Below are 19,994 nucleotides of genomic sequence, written 5' to 3' on the forward strand. Positions count from 1 at the left end.
TGCAGGGGGGACCCTGTGGGAGAGTAGGACGCCGCCGAACAATCATTGTGGGAAAGCCCCGCACCTTATGGTGCGGGGCTTTTCTGCGTTCAGGATCCGCGCGGTCACCAGTCGGCGGGGTAGCTCTTAGCGGGAGCTGCGGCCCGTCGCCGGAGTGGAAGACGTGCTCGCGGCGCTGACCGCGCACGAGGTGGCGTACTGCCTGGCCTCCTCCGGGAGTCACGAGCGCATCCGCGTCGGACACCGGGCGGCCGGGCTCGGGCGGTGGTTCGCCGAGGAGCGGATCTTCAGCTCGCAGGACGTGGGCAAGGGCAAGCCGGCGCCCGATCTGTTCCTGCACGCCGCACGCACCATGGGCGTGGAGCCCGCGCGGTGCGTCGTGATCGAGGACAGCCCGCTCGGTGTGCGGGCCGCCGTCGCCGCGGGCATGGACGTGTACGGGCTCACCGGGATGATGCCCGCCGAACGGCTGATCGGGGCCACCGGGTTCTTCGGGGACATGAAGGAGCTGACGGAGCTGCTCGAACTGCCCGTGTGAGATCTCTACCCACCAGTAGGCGCCGCGCCTACGCTGTGCCGCCATGACAGAAGACGTGTGGCTGCGCCGGGGGCGGCGCTCCCTGGGGTTCAGCTTCTTCGTGCAGGGCGTGACCTTCGCGCTCCTCGTCACGCGGATCCCCGCCATCCAGGAGCAGTACGGGATATCCGACGGGCTGCTGCCCGCCTTCCTCGCCGCCGTCCCTATCCTCGCCGGGGTGGCCAGCGTCGCCACCGAGCACCTCGTCAAGCGGGTCCCGCCCGGGACCGTACTGCGGTGGGCGCAGCCGCTCGTCCTGTTGTCCCTGCTGGGGGTCGGAGCCGGCAGCCGGATGTGGCACGTGGCGTTGGCGTTGGGGGCGTTCGGGCTGTCCGTAGGGGCGCTCGACGCGTCCATGAACATGCTGGGGGTGAGCCTGCAGCGGGCGTACGGGCGCAGCATCATGCTCGGCTTCCACGCCGCGTACAGCCTCGGCGGGATCGTCGGGGCGTCGGCCGCATGGGCCGGGGCGCACTGGCAGCTGTCGCTGTTCGCCTCGTACCTGCCCGCAGTGGTGGTCCTGCTGCCGCTCGTCTTCCAGGGGAGCCGGTTCTACGTCGACGGGGCGGTCGGGGCGGGGGCAGGCGCAGGAGCGGGCGCGGAGCGAGTGGCCGGGAAGGGGTTGGGGGCCGGCGGGTTCAAGCTGCTGCTGCCGCTGTGCCTGGTGATGGCGTGTGCGTATATAGGGGACTCGACCGTTTCGAACTGGAGCGCCAAGTACTTGCAGGATGTTTTGGGGAGCTCCGAGCAGTTGGCGACCGTCCCCTACAACGTTTACATGGTGACCACTTTGATCGGGCGGGCCGTCGGGGACCTGGGGGTGCGGCGCTTCGGGGCCGTGGCCGTCGTGCGGATCGGGACGCTGGTCGCCGCCGGCGGGTTCGCGGTGGTGGCTGCGGCGCCGGGGGCGTGGGTGGGGATGCTGGGGTTCACGCTGCTGGGGATCGGGTTGTGCGTGATCGTGCCGCAGACCTTCGCTGCCGCGGGCCGGCTCTTCCCGGGGGCGTCCGATACGGCGATCGCGCGGCTGAACATCTTCAACTACGTCGGCTTCCTGATCGGGTCGCCGCTCGTCGGCGGGATCGGGGACGCGTGGAGCTACCGGGGCGCGATGCTCGTACCGATGGTGCTGGTCCTCGTGACACTGGTGCACGCCCGCTCGTTCGGTGCGGACGGCGCCCGATACGGTGTCGGGCATGAGCGGCGAGCCGGTGACCGGGCTGTTGATGTGGGACGAGGCGGTAACGGGGTATGACTTCGGACCGAGTCATCCGATGGACCCGGTGCGCCTGGCGCTGACCATGGGCCTGGTGCGTGCCTTCGGGCTGGACCGGGAGATGCGGGTACGGGCTGCCCGGCCGGCCGGGGACTCGACGCTGCGGCTCGTCCACCGGGAGGACTACGTGGCTGCGGTGCGCGAGGTGTCCGAGACCCCGGGGGTCGCCGACGGGTCGTACGGGCTCGGGACGATGGACGATCCGGCCTTCCACGGGATGCACGAGGCCTCGGCGCTGATCGCGGGGCAGTCGGTGGCGGCTGCCGAGGCGATCTGGGCCGGTGAGGCAGCCCATGCCGTGAACTTCGCGGGCGGGTTGCACCACGCGATGCCGGGTGGGGCCGCCGGGTTCTGCGTGTACAACGACGCGGCGCTGGCGATCGCGCGGTTGTTGGAGTTGGGGGCCGAGCGGGTCGCGTACGTGGACGTGGACGTGCACCACGGGGACGGGGTCCAGGCGGCGTTCTGGGACGACCCTCGGGTGCTGACCGTTTCCGTGCACGAGCATCCGCGGACGCTGTTCCCGCAGACGGGCTGGCCGGAGGAGACGGGTGGGCCGGCCGCCGAGGGGGCGGCGGTGAACGTGGCGCTGCCCGCCGGGACCGGGGACGAGGGGTGGCTCCGTGCCTTCCACGCGACGGTGCCGGAGCTGTTGGAGGATTTCCGGCCGCAGGTACTGGTGACGCAGCACGGGGCCGACACGCATGTCGAGGATCCGCTGGCCCACCTTGCGGTGTCGCTGGACGCGCAGCGGGCGGTGCAGGAGGCCTGTCACCGGCTCGCGCACGAGCACGCGGGCGGCAGGTGGCTGGCGCTGGGCGGCGGCGGGTACGCGGTGGTGGACGTCGTACCGCGGTCGTGGACGCACCTGGTGGGGATCGTGGCGCACCGGCCCGTCGATCCGGCGTCGGCGGTCCCGGCGTCGTGGCGGGATGAGGTGTACGCGCGGACACGGCAGTTGGCGCCGGCTCGGATGACGGACGGGCGGATGGTGTCGTGGCGGGACTGGGAGGCGGGCTACGACCCGGCCGACCGGATCGATCAGGCCGTTCTGGCGACCCGCCGGGCCGTGTTCCCGTTGCGCGGCCTGCTCGTGTAGGCGGGGTGTCCGGATTCCCGCTGCGGTGCTGGATCGTTACGCCAACGGTGGGGCCGTGCGCCTGAATTGATGATCCGCCAGGTTCGGTGCGGCAGCATCGGAGGGTGTTGAGCACCGGCGCGCTGCGTGCGCATCTACTGGCCGCCCGGTTAGCCGGGCCCATCGCCACTTCGCGGGAGGAGAGCCTGCGCAGCTACCGGCTGTTCGCGGCGCGGGATCCCCGGGTGCTGCTCGGGCTGGATCCGGACCGGGGCTGGGGCCAGGGTGATCTGCTGAGGCTGATGGCGGACAAGTGCGGGGTGTCGGCGGATCCCGCGCACGTCAGCGGGCCGGACGTGATCGATCCGGAGCGGACGCTGGCCGCCCTGCACGCGTTCGCGGAGCGGCTGCGTGCAGCGGCGTGGGCGCGGTCGCCCGTGCTGTTGGGGACGGGTCATCCTCACCGTCTCCTGGGGTTCTACGCCAGTTTGGCGCAGGCGCTGTCGGCAGCCGGATGTGTTGTGCTCACCCCCGCGCAGGGGGTTCGTGTCGACATGGCGACCCGGTTCGGCGTACGCACGCACAGGATCGATTACGTACGGGGGGTCGCGTTGGTGCGGGAACCCGGCGCACGGCCGGCCGGGAGTGCCCCCGGCGTGCACACCCATTCACCCTTGCCGATTCGGATGGCCCTCGGGGCGCTCGCGGAGGCCGGCGGGCCGCTGCCGGAACTGGTGGTGGGGGATCACGGGTGGGTCTGCGGCGCAGGTCAGCTCGGTGTGGAGGCGATCGGGCTGGCGGATACGGACGACCCGGCGCTGTTCGTCGGCGAGGCGGAGGGGCGGGTCGCGGTGGCCGTTCCGCTTGATGACGCGGTGCGCGCGGACTACTACGAACCGCTCACACGCTATGTACTCGATCGGGCGAGCCTGTCGGGTGCGCAGGAGTGGCCGTAGCTCCTCTTCCCCACTCGTATCACACGCCCCTACTCTGGGGAGTGAGCGTGCGACGACGAGGAGTAACCGGAGGGGAAGCCGGTGCCCGTCATGCGCGGAAGGTCAAGGTGTGTCATGGCTGCTGGCGAGAGGCCTCTCAGTGAGGTTCAGTTCCTGACCGTGGCGGAGGTCGCCTCGGTGATGCGAGTGTCGAAGATGACCGTGTACCGCCTGGTGCACAACGGTCATCTGCCCGCTATCCGGGTGGGCCGGTCCTTCCGGGTCCCCGAGAACGCGGTTCATGAGTACCTCCGAGAGTCCTATGTGGGGGTGGAGTCGGCCTGAGACTGACGCCCCGGACATCCTCGTATCGGCTCGGATTACAAGCTCAGAGCTCGGGCGGGTAGGCTAGGCCGACGTAGGTCGTGTGGGCCCAGACGCCCCGCACCGAGTGAAGAGAAGTGAGCGAGGGTAGTCGTGGGCTCTGTTATCAAGAAGCGGCGCAAGCGGATGGCTAAGAAGAAGCACCGCAAGCTGCTCAAGCGCACCCGCGTCCAGCGTCGTAACAAGAAGTAAACGGCAGCTGTACGTGTTCTCCGCAGCCCCTCCACCATCCTGGTGGAGGGGCTGCGGTGTAGCCGGGGGACGACGAGGAAGGCGCTGAGCTCGTGGGGAAGGTCGTGCTCGTTACCGGGGCAGCCCGGCAGCTGGGGGGCCGCTTCGTGCGGCGCGTCCAGCGTGATCCTGAAGTCGAGCGGGTGATCGCGGTCGACGCGGTGGCGCCACCGCACCGGCTCGGATCGGCGGAGTTCGTCCGTTTGGACATCAGGCAGTCGTCCATCGCCCGGGTGCTCGCCGAGCACGCCGTGGACACGGTGGTGCATCTCGCCGTCACCGGGGGCAGCGGCGGGGCGGGCGGCACGGGCAGTGCCGTCAAGGAGACCAACGTCATCGGGACGATGCAGCTGTTGGGGGCCTGTCAGAAATCGCCGACGGTGCGGCGGCTGGTGGTGAAGTCCAGTACGCACGTGTACGGGGGCGCCTCGCGGGATCCGGCCGTTTTCACGGAGACCACGCAGCCCAAGTCCCTCCCGGCTGGCGGCTTCGCCAAGGACGCCGTCGAGGTCGAGTCGTACGTACGGGGCTTCGCGCGAAGACGGCCGGATGTCGCGGTGTGCGTACTGCGGTTCGCGAACATCCTGGGGCCGTACGCGGACTCCGCGCTCGCCGAATACTTCTCGATGCCCGTGATGCCGACGGTGCTGGGCTACGACCCGCGGCTCCAGTTCGTCCACGAGGACGACGTGCTCGACGTGTTGCGGCTGGCCGCGCAGGAGCCCGGACGGGGGACGTTGAACAGCGGGACCTTCAACATCGCGGGGGACGGGGTGCTGCTGCTGTCGCAGTGCGCCCGGCGGCTGGGGCGGCCGACGGTGCCGCTGCTGCTGCCCGCGGTGACATGGGTCGGGTCGGCGTTGCGGGCGGTCGGGATCACCGATTTCTCGCCCGAGCAGATCAGACTGCTCACGCACGGGCGGGTCGTTGAGACCTCTCAGATGCGAGAGGTGCTGGGATTCAAGCCCATGTACACGACTGCCGAGACGTTCGCGGACTTCGCGCGCAGCCGGGGGGCCGGGCTGCTGCCACCGGAACGGGTGGGGCGGGCCGTGGACCGGGTCGCGGCCGTGCTGAACGTGGCCAGCCCGAACGTCGAGGTTGCCGGAGCCGAAGAGGGAGCGCAGCGATAGTGGCGGATGCCAAGGTCATTCCGTTCGACGAGGACCGGCCGCGCCGGCGGGGCGCCGTGGCTCGGAGGGTGCGGGCGGTGCCCGCGCCGGAGCCCGTGGAGGCCGTGGAGTCGGCCGTGGAGTCGGCGGTGGAGCCCGGCGGCGAGGGCGGCTGGGGCGGGCCCGCCTGGGACCGGCGGATCGCCGGCGGGTTGGCGTTCTTGAGGCGGCGGATCACCGGGGACTACGAGGTCGACGACTTCGGCTACGACAAGGAGCTGACGGACCAGGTCCTGATGTCCCTGATGCGGCCGTTGTTCGACAAGTACTTCCGTGTCGAGGTCAAGGGCATGGAGAACATCCCGGCCGAAGGCGGGGCGCTGATCGTGGCGAACCACTCCGGGACGCTGCCGCTGGACGGGCTGATGTTGCAGGTGGCCGTCCACGACCACCACCCGGCGCAGCGGCACTTGCGGCTGCTGGCCGCGGACCTGGTGTTCATGCTGCCGGTGGTGAACGAGCTGGCGCGGAAGGCCGGGCACACGCTGGCGTGCTCGGAGGACGCACAGCGGCTGCTCGAAGCCGGGGAACTGGTCGGGGTGATGCCGGAGGGCTTCAAGGGAATAGGGAAGCCGTTCGGAGACCGGTACAAGCTCCAGAGGTTCGGGCGGGGCGGGTTCGTGTCGACGGCGCTGCGGGCGGGAACGCCGATCGTGCCGTGCTCGATCGTGGGGGCGGAGGAGATCTACCCGATGGTCGGCAACGCGAAGACGTTGGCGCGTCTGCTGGGGATTCCGTACTTCCCGATCACGCCGACGTTCCCGTGGCTGGGGCCGCTCGGAGCGGTGCCGCTGCCGACGAAGTGGACGATCCAGTTCGGTGAGCCGATCGCAACGGACGGGTATCCGGCGGAGGCGGCGGAGGACCCGATGTTGATGTTCAACCTGACGGACCAGGTGCGCGAGCAGATCCAGCACACGCTGTACAAGCTGTTGGTGCAGCGGCGTTCCGTGTTCTTCTGACCGGCCCCGTGCTTGTGCCCGGCTCTCGGAGCCGGGCAGACGTGAGCCCTCGAACCCCTTGGGTTCGAGGGCTCACGCGTGTCCCACTCGGTGTCCTACTTGGTGTCCTCCGCCTGGATGCCCAGGCCCGGGAGGAGACCCGGGAGGAGCGGCGGCAGGGTGATGTTCGGCTGCACCTGGTCCGAGGACGAGGAGGGGGCCGGGGTGCCCTGGTCCGAGGGCGGGTGCAGGAGGTCGCCCGCGCCGCCTAGGAGGCCGCCGGGGGCCGGTGAGGGCTTGGCCCCGGTGGGGGCGGTGGGGGCCGGGCTCGCGGAGGGGGCGCCGGCCGCCGGTGCGGACTGGTGCTGCCCGGCCGGAGCGCTCGGCTTGGCCGGGGTGCTTGAGCCGCGGGTCTGGTCCGGGGGCTTCGGGAGCAGGTTCTGGAGGGGCGCCACGTCATCGTCTATGGCCTGGAAGACCGACTCCACCTCTCCGCCCACGTCGGTGAGCTGCGCCGGGAGCTTGTCCCGGAGCCGGCCCCACGCGTCGCGGTGCGAGCGGGAGAACGAGGACAGGGTCTGGATCGGGCCGAGCGAGCCGTCCCGTTCGTACGCCGCCTGGAGCAGTCGGTGGCCTTCGGACGCGTCGTGCTTCATGCCCGCCAGTGCGCGGCGGATCGCGCCGAGCGACTCGTGGTCCAGTACGCCCGTGCGGCCGCGCTCCATCAGCCTGCGGGCTTCCGACAGGCGGTTGGAGGCCTGGTCGAGGTAGAGCTCGCCCCGGTCCGCGTCCTCGTCGGCCATCCCCAGCTTCAGGTCCTCCATGCCCCGTTTGATCGGGTAGAGGGAGTCACCGGGTAGGGCGTCCGTACTGGCAGCGGCCACGCCGCTGAAGGCCCCCGCGGCCACCCCTACGGTGAGGCCGCCCGCTGCGATGCCCTTGGACCAGCGGGAGCGGGGCCGCAATTTCCGGAGCGAGGTCGCCCGGTGGGCGCCGCGGCCGGTCCGCTGCTCGGGCACCTGAGGGTCCGAGGCGGCACCGCCCCCGGCCCTCTCTTCCATCACCAGGGCCTCCATGGCGGCTACGAGCTGCGCTCGTTGCACCACTTTGACCTCGGGGTCCAGCACCGGGCGCGGCATTCTTTCGCCGAGTACGCTCGCCAGGGCCAACAACCGGTCGTGGTCGGCAGGTTCGGCAGGTGCCTCGGACTGCTCGGCCGCCGGGTCCGGTTCCGAAAGGTCGGATGGGTTCCGATCCTCCAGAGCCTGGGCGAAGGCGTTCGCCCGCCGGTGCGGAGTCACGTTCGCGATCACTGGCGGCACCTCCTCTCGTCATGACGATCGACTCCCCTAGGTGTCCGGAAGGTTGCCTTCCTTGAGCGCGTCCACCCTTTCGAGTGAGCGGCTTCGGGTAGGGCGTGTCCACAGGGAGCCTGCATTCCGCACAACGAGCGGCGCGGCACTTGGGTTACGGACGAAGGATGATCGGACCACAGCGTCATCGAGGGGTCACCGGTTGTGTGGATTGTCAGGAGGTTCGGAAAGCGTGGGGGGTGGGTGGGGCCGGGGGTGGCGGGCCGGGGCCTGGCGGAGGTCAGCGGGCGTCGTCCGGGAGCAGACGGGCCAGGGTGCGGACCGCGCGGTACTGGAGCGTTTTGATGGCGCCCTCGTTTTTCCCCATCACCCTGGCGGTCTCGGCGACTGACAGGCCCTGGAGGAAGCGGAGGGTGACGCACTCCTGCTGCTGGGGATTGAGCTTGCGCACGGCTTCCAGCAGGGCTGCGTTGGAGAGGGACTCCAGGACCGAGTCCTCGGGGGATCGTTCCACCTCGTTGGCGTCCAGCATCTCGCCCGTGGTCACTTCCAGGCGGAAGCGGCTGGACTTGAAGTGGTCCGCCACCAGGTTGCGCGCGATCGTCACCAGCCAGGCGCCGAAGTCGCGGCCCTGCCAGGTGAAGGTGGAGATGCGGCGCAGCGCGCGCAGGAAGGTCTCGCTGGTGAGGTCCTCCGCGGTCGCCTTGCCGCCGACGCGGTAGTAGATGTAGCGGTACACCGTGTCGCTGTACTGGTCGTACAGCCGGCCGAAGGCCTCGGCCTCGCCGGCCTGGGCGCGCTCGACCAGCTCCATCATGCGGGCCTGGTCGCTGTCCGCGGTGGGGCGGCGGGCGGCCGGAGTGCTCGTGCCGGTGGCGGTGCCGCCGGCACCTCCTCCCGCGCGACCGCGTCTGCCCACCGTCGCTCCGCCGTCGGTCAGGGCATAGCAAGGACCGGCCGGGCCGAGGCCGGTGGCGAAGGCGGGGACGGCGTACGCGGTGGGGACGAAGCCACGCAGGTGGTCGAGGACCGTTGCGCGCAGCGTAGCCAGGCCCGAGGCGTCAACCCCGACAGGTGGGTACACGGGACTCCCAGAGGCAGAGCTTCCATCACGTGCAGTGCGGGACCGTTCACCCGTCGTGGCGACAGATGGGCGGTGGCATGCGTTTGAGGAGAATAACGCTTCGTACAGGCAGCGCTACACCCAGTTGCCTAAATCACCGATTCCGACACTTCCGTTGCGTGTCGAAGGCATATTCGGTCGCAATTGGTGATCGGTTCTTGATCGGTTGGGTACGCGGAATGGACGCTTCCACGCTGGCTCACGACCGAGTCGGGCAGGCCGGAGTGCCGCGCGGGGCGCGGGGGTAGAGGTGCGGGAATGTTCGCGGCGCAGTGGGCGAACCGGCGTGCGGGGGCGCCGCCCGGCCGGCGCGGGCCGGCTCCGGTGCAGGCGGCGAGGGGTGCGAGCGGCCGGCGAGCGGGCGGCGGGGCGGGTCCGGCTACTTGCGGCGGCGGTGCAGGGCGATGGCGGCGGCAGCGCCGCCCGCGATCGCACCGACCCCGGCGGCGGCCGGGACGCCCACCTTCACGGCCTTGCGGCCGGTCCGATAGTCGCGCAGCCGCCAGTCGTGGGCCCGGGCATGCTTGCGCAGTTTTGTGTCGGGATTGATCGCGTACGGGTGTCCGACCAGTGACAGCATCGGAATGTCGTTGTGCGAATCGGAGTACGCCGCGCAGCGTTCGAGGTCGAGGCCTTCGGCGGCGGCCAGGGCGCGGACCGCCTCGGCCTTCGCGGGCCCATGCAGCGGCTCGCCGACGAGTCGGCCGGTGTAGACGCCGTCGACGGACTCGGCGACCGTACCGAGCGCCCCGGTCAGGCCGAGTCGACGGGCGATGATGGTGGCGGTCTCCACGGGCGCCGCCGTGACGAGCCAGACCTTCTGTCCGGCGTCGAGGTGGGCCTGGGCCAGGGCGCGGGTGCCCGGCCAGATCCGCTCGGCCATGTACTCGTCGTAGATCTCCTCGCCGATGGCCATGAGTTCGCAGACCTTGTGGCCCTTGACGATGGAGAGGGCGCTGTCGCGCGCGTCCTGCATGTGCTCGGGGTCCTCGACCCCGGCGAGCCGGAACCAGGCCTGCTGCCAGGCGAAGCGGGCGAGCTCGCGGCGGTGGAAGAACTCCCGCTTGTAGAGGCCGCGGCCGAAGTGGAAGATCGCGGCGCCCTGCATGACGGTGTTGTCGAGGTCGAAGAAGGCGGCGGCGAGGTCATCGCCGGCGACGGGGAACTCGGCCTCGGCCGGTTCCGCTTCCGCCACGGCGGCCTCGGGCTCGGCCAGTGGCTCGACCTCGGCGCCGAGGGCCTGTGCGGTCTTGCGGGCGGCCTCGGCCGAGGCCTCGCCTGCCAGCACGCTCCGCGCGGTGGCGGAGCGCCTACGGGGGGTGAGCCATCCCAGAGCGGCCATGACGCGAGCATAGCCACTGTGTTCGGGAGTTCCCGAACCAACGGGATGCCGGGGGCGTGAACTCTTCGCTGCCCGGGTGTTACGCGGTGGCGCGGGAGAATGGGGGGCATGAGCCCTTTGCTGCGCCGTAAGGAAAAGAAGCGTCCCGACGAGCGGATGGTCACGCTCATCGGGAAGCCGGGGTGTCACCTCTGTGACGACGCCCAGGAAGTGATCGAGAAGGTCTGTGCGGAAGTCGGCGCACCGTGGGAGAAGAAGGACATCTCGCAGGACGCGGAGCTCTACCGGTTGTACTGGGAGCAGATTCCGGTGGTGCTGGTGGACGGCGAACAACACACCTTCTGGAGGGTGAACCCCGACCGGCTGCGTCGGGCATTGGAGGGCTGACCCTCCGGCCGGTTACCATCATGGGCGATTTGTGGGGTCTCGGGGGCGTATTGATGAGGAGTGTGTACGGTTTTGCCCCCGTCGGGATTTGAACGGGTTCGGCGTGTTGTGGGTTCCCGTCCTGCGTGCCCGGGCTGCGTGACCCCGGTCACTTTGGTCGGACAAAGCGGACACAATCTTTGTGCACGCGTTCACAAAGACATAGCCTGCTTTCGACGGGGCGGTCTTGGGACAAGTGACCGCCTGCAGCCCCGCTCATCCCGCAGGAGCATCGTGGCAACTGGCCGAACTCACCGACCGGCGACCCGCAGCCGAGGTATTCCCGAGGCCACTGTCGCCCGGCTTCCGCTGTACTTGCGCGCACTCACCGCGCTCTCCGAGCGATCGGTGCCCACGGTGTCCTCCGAGGAGCTCGCGGCGGCGGCCGGAGTCAACTCCGCCAAGCTCCGCAAGGACTTCTCGTACCTGGGTTCGTACGGTACGCGCGGCGTCGGCTACGACGTCGAGTACCTCGTCTACCAGATCTCGCGCGAGCTCGGCCTGACCCAGGACTGGCCGGTCGTCATCGTCGGCATCGGTAACCTCGGCGCGGCCCTGGCCAACTACGGCGGTTTCGCCTCGCGCGGGTTCCGCGTGGCGGCGCTCATCGACGCCGACCCCGCCATGGCCGGCAAGCCGGTCGCCGGCATGCCCGTGCAGCACACCGATGATCTGGAGAAGATCATCGAGGAGAACGGCGTCTCGATCGGCGTCATCGCGACCCCGGCCGGGGCCGCACAGCAGGTGAGCGAGCGGCTGATCGCCGCCGGCGTCACCTCCATCCTGAACTTCGCGCCGACCGTACTGTCCGTGCCGGACGGGGTGGACGTGCGCAAGGTCGACCTGTCCATCGAGCTGCAGATCCTGGCCTTCCACGAGCAGCGCAAGGCCGGCGAGGAAGCCGCGGCCGGCGTCACCCCCTCCTCCGCCGCCACCTCCGGCGCTGCGGAGGCCGGCGACGCCGCTGCCGCCGCGGTCGGCTCCGGTGCGGCCCCGGCCGCCGCCGTCGTGCCGCCCGCCGGACGGCCCGCTGCCGCCCCGCGCAAGAACGGCCCCGAGGGCGACGTCCCGGCGGTGATGCCGGCATGAGCCTGCTCGTCGTAGGCCTGAGCCACCGCAGCGCGCCGGTGAGCGTGCTCGAACGCGCCTCGCTGTCCGTCGACGCCAAGGTGAAGCTGCTGCACGACACGCTGGCGGCGGAGCCGGCGACGGAGGCGACGGTCCTCGCCACCTGCAACCGGATCGAGCTGTACGCGGACGTGGACAAGTTCCACGCCGGTGTCGCCGAGCTGTCGACCCTGCTCGCGCAGCACAGCGGGGTGGCTCTGGAGGAGCTCACTCCGTACCTGTACGTCCACTACGAGGACCGAGCCGTCCACCACCTGTTCTCGGTGGCGTGCGGACTGGACTCGATGGTGATCGGCGAGGGCCAGATCCTCGGACAGATCAAGGACGCCCTGGCGCTGGGGCAGGAGCTCCACACCGCGGGCCGTCTGATCAACGACCTCTTCCAGCAGGCGCTGCGCGTCGGCAAGCGGGCGCACTCCGAGACCGGGATCGACCGGGCCGGGCAGTCGCTCGTGACGTTCGGGCTGGAGCAGCTGACCGCCGGGCGGCAGCCGGTGGACGCATGGGCCGCGGGCAAGCGGGCGCTGGTGATCGGGGCCGGGTCCATGTCCTCGCTCGCTGCCGCCACGCTGGCGCGGGTCGGCGTCGCGGAGATCGTCGTGGCGAACCGGACCGCTGAGCGCGCGGACCGTTTGGCCGAGATTCTGGTTGCCTCAGGCACTGGGGTCGCCGCCCGGGCGTTGCCCATGGCCGAGGTCGCCGCCGAGCTGACACGAGTCGACGTGGTGGTGTCCTGTACGGGGGCCACCGGGCTGGTGCTGACCGGGGAGGACGTGGCCGCGGCCGTGGACGGCGCCCCCGACGGGACGCCCCCCGCCCCGCCCCGCATCCCCGGCCCGTCGCTGGGGACGCCCCGGGCAGCCGAGGACACCCGCCGGAGCGCTGCGGCGCGCGCGCGGGCAGGGCTGGAGCTGATCGATCCCGCGGTCGTGGCGCGGCTCGTCGCCGCCGCGGAGGCCGGGGTGCGGTTGGCCGACGGCGGGGTGGCGCGGACCATCGCTCCCGGTGCCGAGCGGGACGAGTGCCCCGTCGAGGTGCCGACCGGTGACGGGCGCGCCGCGCTGACCGGGGTCGACGCGACCGCTCTGGAACTGCACGGCACGTGGGCCGACCAGGGCGAGGCCGCCGCGCAGCGGCAGCCCCGCAAGGGCGCCCGCAGTCAGGTCGACGTCGCGCCCGTGCGCCTGGCCCTGCTGGACCTGGCCATGCCGCGCGACATCGATGCCGCCGTGCACCGGATCCCGGGCGTACGGCTGGTCGACATCGAGTCGTTGGCCGAGGCCTCGGCCGATGCGCCCATGGCGGCCGACGTGGACGCGGTGCGGGGGATAGTCGCCGCAGAGGTGGCCGCCTTCGGGGCCGCGCAGCGGGCCGCGCACATCACGCCGACCGTCGTCGCCCTTCGGGCGATGGCCGCCGAGGTCGTGGCCATGGAAGTGGCACGGCTCGACGGGCGACTCCCGGACTTGGACGAGCGGCAGCGGGCCGAGGTCACTCAGACCGTGCGCCGTGTCGTCGACAAGCTCCTCCACGCGCCGACCGTGCGCGTCAAACAGCTCGCGAGCGAGCCCGGCGGCGCCGGGTACGCCGAGGCGCTGCGCGAACTCTTCGACCTCGACCCGCAGGCGGTGGCCTCCGTCAGCCGGGCGGACGCAGAGGACGGACCGGCGGAACGGGCCGGACAGGCAGAACAGGCCGGACCGGCCGAACGAGGCGGCAAGGCCGACCAGTACGACGACTCAGGACGGGCATCATGAATCCACGTCTCGACCAGCCCCTCCGGCTCGGCACGCGACGCAGCAAGCTGGCCATGTCCCAGTCCGGCCATGTCGCCGACGCGGTACGGGCGATCACCGGCCGGCCCGTCGAGCTCGTGGAGATCACGACCTACGGCGACGTGTCCCGTGAGCACCTCGCGCAGATCGGCGGCACCGGCGTGTTCGTCACCGCGCTGCGCGACGCGCTGCTGCGCGGCGAGGTCGACTTCGCCGTCCACTCGCTGAAGGACCTGCCGACCTCGCAGCCCGAGGAGCTCGTGATCGCGGCCATGCCGCTGCGCGAGGACCCGCGCGACGCGCTCGTGGCCCGCGACGGCCTGACGTTCGAGCAGCTGCCCGACGGGGCCCGGATCGGTACCGGGTCGCCCCGTCGTACGGCGCAGCTCAACCACTACGCGCTCGCCCTCGGGAAGCGCATCGAGACCGTCGCCATCCGGGGGAACGTCGACACCCGGATCGGCTTCGTGCGCGACGGAGAGCTGGATGCCGTCGTCCTCGCCGCCGCCGGACTGAACCGGATCGGCCGCAGCGCCGAGGCGACCGACCACCTGTCGGTCGACAACGTGCTGCCCGCTCCCGGCCAGGGGGCCCTGGCGGTTGAGTGCCTCGCGTCCGACGCGGAGCTCATCGCCGCGCTCGGCAAGCTCGACGACCCGAACACCCGGGCCGCCGTGACCGCCGAACGTTCCCTGCTCGCCACCCTGGAGGCCGGTTGTAGCGCACCTGTGGGCGCGTACGCCGACCTGCTGACCGACGGTCAGGTTGTCAATGAAATGCGCCTGCGCGGCGTCGTCGGCACCCTCGACGGCTCGACGCTGGTGCAGCTGTCCACCACCGGTCCCGTGCCCCAGTCGTACGACGAGGCCATGGCGCTCGGACGCGAACTCGCGGACGAGATGCTGGCCAAGGGCGCGGCCGGTCTGATGGGGGAGCGATCGCTTTGAACCCCTCACGTCCGACCACCTCCGCTTTTCCGGTCGTCACCACACACGGGCACGTCACCTTCCTCGGTGCCGGCCCCGGTGACCCGGGTCTGCTGACGCTGCGCGCCGTCGAGGCGCTCGCCGCCGCGGACGTACTGATCGCGGAGCCCGAGGTGCTCGAGGTCGTACGCACGCATGCGCGCGCGGGAGTGGACACGCCGCAGCTGACGATCGCTGACGAAATGTCAGCAGCCGCCGGTGTTCCGGTGATCCGGGACGCGGCCAATCTTGTCATGGAGGCCGCGCGCTCCGGCAGGCGGGTCGTCCGTGCCGTCACCGGTGACCCCGGGCTCGACGGCAACGCGGCCGAGGAGATGCTCGCCTGCGCCACCGGAGGCATCCCCTTCGAGGTGGTCCCCGGAGTCGCGACCGCCGTCGGTGTGCCCGCGTACGCCGGTGTGCCGCTGCGGGGCGGCCGGGGCGACAACGACGGGGACGTCCGCTTCGTCGACGCCCGCAATGCCTCCGCGCGCTGCTGGAGCGAGGTCGGAGCCAGCGACGGCACCCTCGTCGTCTCCGCGACGCTGGAGACCGTGTCCAGCGCCGCCGCCGAGCTGGTGTCCGCCGGGCGCAAGCCCGACACCCCGCTCACGGTGACCGTCGCCGGTACGACGACCCGCCAGCGGACCTGGAACGCCACGCTCGGGACCATCGCCCAGGTGTTCAAGCAGGGCAAGGTGCTCCCCTCGCCCGAGGGCGCCCGCCCGGTGATAGCCGTGGTCGGTGAGCACGGCGCCGCCGCACGGCGCGAGGAACTGGCCTGGTTCGAGTCGAAGCCGCTGTTCGGCTGGCGGGTCCTCGTACCGCGCACCAAGGAGCAGGCCGCCTCGCTCTCCGACCAACTGCGTTCGTACGGCGCGGTGCCGCACGAGGTGCCGACCATCGCCGTGGAGCCGCCGCGCACCCCGCAGCAGATGGAGCGCGCGGTCAAGGGCCTGGTCACGGGCCGCTACGAGTGGATCGCCTTCACCTCGGTGAACGCCGTCAAGGCGGTCCGGGAGAAGTTCGAGGAGTACGGGCTCGACGCCCGTGCCTTCGCCGGCATCAAGGTCGCCGCGGTCGGCGAGCAGACGGCCGCCGCGCTGGTCGAGTTCGGCGTCAAGCCGGACCTGGTGCCGAGCGGTGAGCAGTCCGCGGCCGGGCTGCTGGAGGACTGGCCGCCGTACGACCCGGTCTTCGACCCGATCGACCGCGTCTTCCTGCCGCGCGCCGACATCGCCACCGAGACGCTGGTGGCGGGCCTGATAGAGCTCGGCTGGGAGGTCGACGACGTCACGGCGTACCGCACCGTGCGCGCCTCGCCGCCGCCGGCGGACACCCGTGAGGCGATCAAGGGCGGCGGTTTCGACGCCGTTCTCTTCACCTCGTCGAGCACCGTCCGCAATCTGGTCGGCATCGCCGGCAAGCCGCACAACGTGACCGTCATCGCCTGCATCGGGCCGGCGACGGCCAAGACGGCGGAGGAGCACGGCCTGCGCGTGGACGTCCTGTCGCCGGAGCCGAGCGTCAGCAAGCTGGCGGAGGCGCTGGCCGAGTACGGCGCGGCGCGCCGCGACGCGGCCAGGGAGGCCGGCGAGTCGGTGTCCCGGCCGAGCGAGCGGCGCCCGGGCGCGCGGCGCCGTCGTACGACCTGACGGTCGGCAGCGGTACACGGGGCCCGGATGCACCTGCATTCGGGCCCTACGCTTGTCCCGACTGCTGTCGATGCTCGAAGAGGCGACTGAAGATGAGCGCGTACGGATCCTTTCCCGGCTCGCGGCCCCGCCGGCTGCGCACCACCCCGGCGATGCGGCGGATGGTCGCGGAGACCCGGCTGCACCCCTCGGACCTGATCCTCCCGGCGTTCGTACGGGAAGGCATCAGCGAGCCCCTGGCCATCTCGGCGATGCCGGGCGTGGTCCAGCACACCCGCGACACGCTGCGCAAGGCGGCGGTGGAGGCCGTGGAGGCGGGCGTCGCGGGGATCATGCTGTTCGGCGTCCCGGCCGACGAGAACAAGGACGCCCTGGGCACGGCGGGCACCGAACCGGACGGGATCCTCCAGCTCGCGATCCGCGATGTGAGGGCGGAGGTGGGCGACGACCTGGTGATCATGTCCGACCTGTGTCTGGACGAGTACACCGACCACGGCCACTGCGGCGTACTGGACGAGCACGGGCGCGTGGACAACGACGCGACGCTGGAGCGGTACGCGGAGATGGCCCAGGTCCAGGCCGACGCGGGCGTCCACGTGGTGGGCCCGAGCGGCATGATGGACGGCCAGGTCGGCGTCATCCGCGACGCGCTCGACGAGACCGGGCACGAGGACGTCTCGATCCTCGCGTACACGGCCAAGTACTCCTCGGCTTTCTACGGTCCCTTCCGGGAGGCCGTCGCCTCCTCGCTCCAGGGCGACCGCAAGACCTACCAGCAGGATCCGGCGAACGCCCGGGAGTCCCTGCGGGAACTGGCGCTCGACCTGGAGGAGGGCGCGGACATGGTGATGGTCAAGCCGGCCGGCCCGTACCTCGACATCCTGTACCGGGTCGCGCAGGCGGTGGACGTTCCGGTGTCCGCGTACCAGATCAGCGGCGAGTTCGCGATGATCGAGGCGGCGGCCGAGAAGGGCTGGATCGAGCGCGACCGGGCCATCCTGGAAGCCCTGCTCGGCATCAAGCGGGCCGGCGCGGACACGATCCTCACCTACTGGGCGACTGAGGTCGCGGGCTGGCTGCGCGAGACCCGCTGACGCAGGTGTGCGGGGCCTCCGTCAACGCAGCGGCCAGATACGGGCCGCGCCGGGCGGGGGTCCGCTGCGCCAGATCCGCCACCAGGTGCGTGCACGTGCCCACCGCAATGCCCTTCGTGCTGTCCGTCGCGCTGTGCCCATGCGGGGGAGGCTAGGCGCGGCGGGGCCGGCGCTCCACGGGGTACGGGCGCAATCCGTCAGCTCGCGCCCCGGCCCGCGACGGCCGTTGAAGATTTTTCCGGGGAGTTGTCACACGCGTGCCGCGCGGCGGGTCAGTCCAGTGGAAGAGCGCAACGGACCCGCCGATGAGGAGCACCTGATGTCCACCACCGCCACTGTCGTCACCGTCGTCGCCGCCGTCATGGCGGGCTTCTCGGGCGGCTCGGTCTTCTTCAACGCCAGGTACGTCGTCGAGCCGCTGGCCGAGTACGGCGTCCCCCGGTCCTGGTGGATCTGGCTGGGCACGGCGAAGGCCGCGGGTGCGGTCGGCCTGCTGGTCGGCCTGTTCGTGCCGGTCATCGGCCTGCTCGCCGCCATAGGCCTGATCCTCTACTTCACGGGAGCCGTGATCGCGGTCCTGCGGGCCCGGTCGTACGCACACGTCCCGTTCCCGCTCCTCTACGCGGCCCCCGTGATCGGCGCGCTGGCACTGGGCTTCCCCGGCTGAGCCCGCAGCCGTGTCGCCCCGCCCCGCCCGCTCGCGCTCGTGCCCCCGTAGGCGCACCCTGGAACCAGGGTGACCCCCTGGAGGTGATGCAGCATGACCACACTCGTCGGGTGGCATGTGGAGCTCGAATTCACCGAGGAAGGCCACCGCACCAGCGCGGCGGCCTTGGTCAGACTTGGTGACGGTACCGAGATGCGGGCGCACGGCTACGCCATGCGCCACCCGTCCGACCCGGAGCAGCTGCGGGTCGGCGAAGAGATCGCGGGCGCTCGCGCGCTCATGGATCTCGCGTCCCAGATGTTGCAGAAGGCCCACTCCGAGATCGACGAAGTATCGGGCCGGCACTCCTATCCGCTGACCCAGTGAGCGAGGTCCGACCACGCGGCGGGAGTGAGGGTGAGTGAGGGACCGTGAGGGACTTTCGAGTCCCTCACGTGTACGCGGTCGGGGCAGGCGGCGACCTCGACGCAGGCGCCGCCTTCATCAGAGCTGTAGCTCGACTTGCGCCAGGCGACGGCGACTTCCAGACAGTTGCCGCCGTCGCTGCCGCTGTGGCTGGACTTGAACCACGTGAGTTCGGTGCTCATCGGTCTCCTAGCAGCCGGTCCAACAGGCCCTTCGTCTCCTCGAAGTTGAGGGCCTGGGATCGCAGCATCGCATACTTCTGAGCGAGTCGGCTGACCTCGTCGGGGTCCTGTACGAGGAGACTGCCGCGCTGGGTCTCGGAGTACGAGAAGTGCTGGTGCTCGGGGGTTTCCAGCAGGATGAACGGGCCGGCGAGACCCGCGTGGGCGGTGAGGCCCAGCGGCAGGATCTGTAGGGCGATGCCGGGGCGGTCCGCGCAGGCGCGCAGGTGGGCCAGCTGTTCCCAGTAGACCTCGTCGCCTCCGATGCGGTCCCGGACGGCCGGCTCCCAGATCACGAAGCTGAGGGTCGGGGGGACCGGGCGGGACAGTATTTCCTGGCGTTGCATGCGGCGGGCGGTCTGGAGGGCGATCTCCTCGTCGCCCATGTACGGGACGCGGCAGCCGAAGACCGCGCGGGCGTAGGCGTCCGTCTGGAGCAGGCCCGGGATGACGTGGGTGTCGTACCAGGACAGCGCGATCGCCTCGCGCTCGCGGTCCATGTACTCCTCGGCCCACGGCGGGGTCACGTCCGCTTCCGGCATGCCGTAGGCGGCCACGGCGAGGATGCCCGGCAGGCCCAGGACTCGGTCCATCAGCTCGGCGACGTCCGGCATCAGAGCCCGTCTGCCCTGCTCGATGGAGGCGATGGTCTCCGCGGTCAGTCGCACCAGCTCTCCGAGCTGCTTCTGCGTCAGGTTCTTGGCTACTCGGCTGACGGCCACCATGTCGCCGACCATCTTCATGGTCGTCGCATTGGGCCGTGTGCGCTTCCTCGGTGGCATGACAGCGAACTCCCCACCCGTGCACGTGCTTTACCCGTGTCAACCCGTACTCGGTGATGAGTACGGGTCGCTCGCCTCACACACGCTAGTCACGCATCGCGACGATCGCTCCGTGAATGTGGAAACTCAACCCGCCCTGATGCGGGAGCGGCTGTACCCCAGGGCGCCCCGATCCATCGGCGCTGCCAGGCAGTTCACGGCGGTGACGCTTGACGTGTGGGGTGTCACGTCGCGCCGGGATGACATGTTGCTCTGCGTGAGCGAGCTCGCCACCAACGCCCTCCAGCACGGCGTTCCGCCCGGCCGCGGCTACCTCCTGCGCCTCCTGCGCGCGCAGGGCCTCGTACGCATCGAGGTCCACGACAGCGGGGGCGGCCGTCCCCGCATCACGGACCGGGACGAGGCGGCTGAGCGGGGGCGGGGGCTGTATCTGGTCGCGGCGCTCGCGGACGGGTGGGGGGTCGGGACGCGCTCGCCAGGCAAGGCCGTGTGGTGCGAGTTCAC

General features: G+C 71.0%; 20 protein-coding genes and 2 pseudogenes. 17 read left to right on the forward strand and 5 right to left on the reverse strand.

Going from position 1 to position 19,994, the window contains the following annotated elements; genetic code table 11:
• Positions 1–130 precede the first annotated feature (130 nt).
• The 8 genes and pseudogenes from ABZZ20_RS24820 to ABZZ20_RS24855 form a co-directional block, all read left to right on the forward strand.
• Positions 131–538 (forward strand): annotated as a pseudogene (locus ABZZ20_RS24820) (HAD-IA family hydrolase); the annotation flags it as partial.
• A 43-nt stretch (positions 539–581) separates the two neighbouring features.
• Positions 582–1,832 (forward strand): MFS transporter, encoded by a 1,251-nt coding sequence (locus ABZZ20_RS24825; RefSeq protein ID WP_356873062.1) that lies wholly within the window; start codon positions 582–584, stop codon positions 1,830–1,832.
• Positions 1,804–2,952 carry an acetoin utilization protein AcuC gene (locus tag ABZZ20_RS24830; protein ID WP_356873276.1) on the forward strand — a complete coding sequence of 383 codons (1,149 nt, stop codon included), beginning with the start codon at positions 1,804–1,806 and terminating at the stop codon, positions 2,950–2,952. The genes ABZZ20_RS24825 and ABZZ20_RS24830 overlap by 29 nt, the downstream gene beginning before the upstream one ends.
• A gap of 104 nt (positions 2,953–3,056) precedes the next feature.
• Positions 3,057–3,887 (forward strand): phosphatase, encoded by an 831-nt coding sequence (locus tag ABZZ20_RS24835; RefSeq protein ID WP_356873064.1) that lies wholly within the window; start codon positions 3,057–3,059, stop codon positions 3,885–3,887.
• A 114-nt stretch (positions 3,888–4,001) separates the two neighbouring features.
• Entirely contained in the window at positions 4,002–4,211 is a 210-nt protein-coding gene (locus ABZZ20_RS24840) for a helix-turn-helix domain-containing protein (protein ID WP_008738568.1), read from the forward strand.
• A 132-nt stretch (positions 4,212–4,343) separates the two neighbouring features.
• A complete protein-coding gene (locus ABZZ20_RS24845; protein WP_003948845.1) occupies positions 4,344–4,442 on the forward strand; it encodes an AURKAIP1/COX24 domain-containing protein in 99 nt (32 codons plus the stop codon).
• A 92-nt stretch (positions 4,443–4,534) separates the two neighbouring features.
• Complete coding sequence (locus ABZZ20_RS24850; RefSeq protein ID WP_356873066.1) at positions 4,535–5,614, forward strand: NAD-dependent epimerase/dehydratase family protein; 1,080 nt, start codon at positions 4,535–4,537, stop codon at positions 5,612–5,614.
• Positions 5,614–6,615 carry a lysophospholipid acyltransferase family protein gene (locus ABZZ20_RS24855; RefSeq protein WP_356873068.1) on the forward strand — a complete coding sequence of 334 codons (1,002 nt, stop codon included), beginning with the start codon at positions 5,614–5,616 and terminating at the stop codon, positions 6,613–6,615. Before ABZZ20_RS24850 ends, ABZZ20_RS24855 begins: the two co-directional genes overlap by 1 nt.
• Before the next feature lie 95 nt (positions 6,616–6,710).
• Here the strand turns inward: ABZZ20_RS24855 and ABZZ20_RS24860 are convergent, their stop codons facing one another.
• The 3 genes from ABZZ20_RS24860 to ABZZ20_RS24870 form a co-directional block, all read right to left on the reverse strand.
• Positions 6,711–7,907 (reverse strand): DUF5667 domain-containing protein, encoded by a 1,197-nt coding sequence (locus tag ABZZ20_RS24860; protein ID WP_356873070.1) that lies wholly within the window; start codon positions 7,905–7,907, stop codon positions 6,711–6,713.
• A 280-nt stretch (positions 7,908–8,187) separates the two neighbouring features.
• Complete coding sequence (locus tag ABZZ20_RS24865; RefSeq protein ID WP_356873072.1) at positions 8,188–8,991, reverse strand: ECF subfamily RNA polymerase sigma factor, BldN family; 804 nt, start codon at positions 8,989–8,991, stop codon at positions 8,188–8,190.
• 418 nt (positions 8,992–9,409) lie between these two features.
• The gene (locus ABZZ20_RS24870) at positions 9,410–10,372 is read right to left on the reverse strand and encodes an HAD-IB family hydrolase (protein WP_356873074.1); all 963 of its coding nucleotides are present in this window, start codon (positions 10,370–10,372) and stop codon (positions 9,410–9,412) included.
• A gap of 99 nt (positions 10,373–10,471) precedes the next feature.
• Between ABZZ20_RS24870 and ABZZ20_RS24875 the strand changes: the two genes are divergently transcribed.
• The 8 genes from ABZZ20_RS24875 to ABZZ20_RS24910 all read left to right on the forward strand — a co-directional run bounded on the left by ABZZ20_RS24875 (position 10,472) and on the right by ABZZ20_RS24910 (position 18,448).
• Positions 10,472–10,759, forward strand: a complete 288-nt coding sequence (locus tag ABZZ20_RS24875; RefSeq protein ID WP_356873076.1) for a glutaredoxin family protein — start codon at positions 10,472–10,474, stop codon at positions 10,757–10,759.
• Positions 10,760–11,032: 273 nt separating this feature from the next.
• Positions 11,033–11,887: a redox-sensing transcriptional repressor Rex gene (locus tag ABZZ20_RS24880; protein WP_356873078.1), complete on the forward strand. Its 855-nt coding sequence runs from the start codon at positions 11,033–11,035 to the stop codon at positions 11,885–11,887.
• On the forward strand, positions 11,884–13,683 hold the full coding sequence (locus ABZZ20_RS24885; protein ID WP_356873080.1) for a glutamyl-tRNA reductase: 1,800 nt from the start codon (positions 11,884–11,886) through the stop codon (positions 13,681–13,683). The genes ABZZ20_RS24880 and ABZZ20_RS24885 overlap by 4 nt, the downstream gene beginning before the upstream one ends.
• On the forward strand, positions 13,680–14,648 hold the full coding sequence (hemC, locus tag ABZZ20_RS24890) for a hydroxymethylbilane synthase (RefSeq protein WP_356873082.1): 969 nt from the start codon (positions 13,680–13,682) through the stop codon (positions 14,646–14,648). The genes ABZZ20_RS24885 and hemC overlap by 4 nt, the downstream gene beginning before the upstream one ends.
• Complete coding sequence (locus ABZZ20_RS24895) at positions 14,645–16,321, forward strand: bifunctional uroporphyrinogen-III C-methyltransferase/uroporphyrinogen-III synthase (RefSeq protein WP_356873084.1); 1,677 nt, start codon at positions 14,645–14,647, stop codon at positions 16,319–16,321. Before hemC ends, ABZZ20_RS24895 begins: the two co-directional genes overlap by 4 nt.
• 92 nt (positions 16,322–16,413) lie before the next feature.
• Positions 16,414–17,415 (forward strand): porphobilinogen synthase, encoded by a 1,002-nt coding sequence (gene hemB, locus ABZZ20_RS24900; RefSeq protein WP_356873086.1) that lies wholly within the window; start codon positions 16,414–16,416, stop codon positions 17,413–17,415.
• A 319-nt stretch (positions 17,416–17,734) separates the two neighbouring features.
• Complete coding sequence (locus ABZZ20_RS24905; RefSeq protein WP_356873088.1) at positions 17,735–18,082, forward strand: DoxX family protein; 348 nt, start codon at positions 17,735–17,737, stop codon at positions 18,080–18,082.
• 93 nt (positions 18,083–18,175) lie between these two features.
• On the forward strand, positions 18,176–18,448 hold the full coding sequence (locus tag ABZZ20_RS24910; RefSeq protein WP_356873090.1) for a DUF1876 domain-containing protein: 273 nt from the start codon (positions 18,176–18,178) through the stop codon (positions 18,446–18,448).
• On the opposite strand, the gene ABZZ20_RS24915 is transcribed toward ABZZ20_RS24910, so the two are convergent.
• Together ABZZ20_RS24915 and ABZZ20_RS24920 are read right to left on the reverse strand one after the other, a co-directional pair.
• Positions 18,430–18,669 (reverse strand): DUF397 domain-containing protein, encoded by a 240-nt coding sequence (locus tag ABZZ20_RS24915; protein ID WP_356873092.1) that lies wholly within the window; start codon positions 18,667–18,669, stop codon positions 18,430–18,432. The two genes, ABZZ20_RS24910 and ABZZ20_RS24915, sit on opposite strands and share 19 nt — an antisense overlap.
• On the reverse strand, positions 18,666–19,490 hold the full coding sequence (locus ABZZ20_RS24920) for a helix-turn-helix transcriptional regulator (protein WP_356873094.1): 825 nt from the start codon (positions 19,488–19,490) through the stop codon (positions 18,666–18,668). The genes ABZZ20_RS24915 and ABZZ20_RS24920 overlap by 4 nt, the downstream gene beginning before the upstream one ends.
• 139 nt (positions 19,491–19,629) lie before the next feature.
• Here ABZZ20_RS24920 and ABZZ20_RS24925 point away from each other — a divergent pair.
• Positions 19,630–19,992, forward strand: a pseudogene (locus tag ABZZ20_RS24925) (ATP-binding protein); the annotation flags it as partial.
• Between the last annotated feature and the right edge of the window lie 2 nt (positions 19,993–19,994).

Origin of the sequence: Streptomyces sp. NPDC006430 (assembly GCF_040612395.1) — a bacterium.
In the GTDB taxonomy this organism is placed as follows: Bacteria; Actinomycetota; Actinomycetes; order Streptomycetales; family Streptomycetaceae; genus Streptomyces.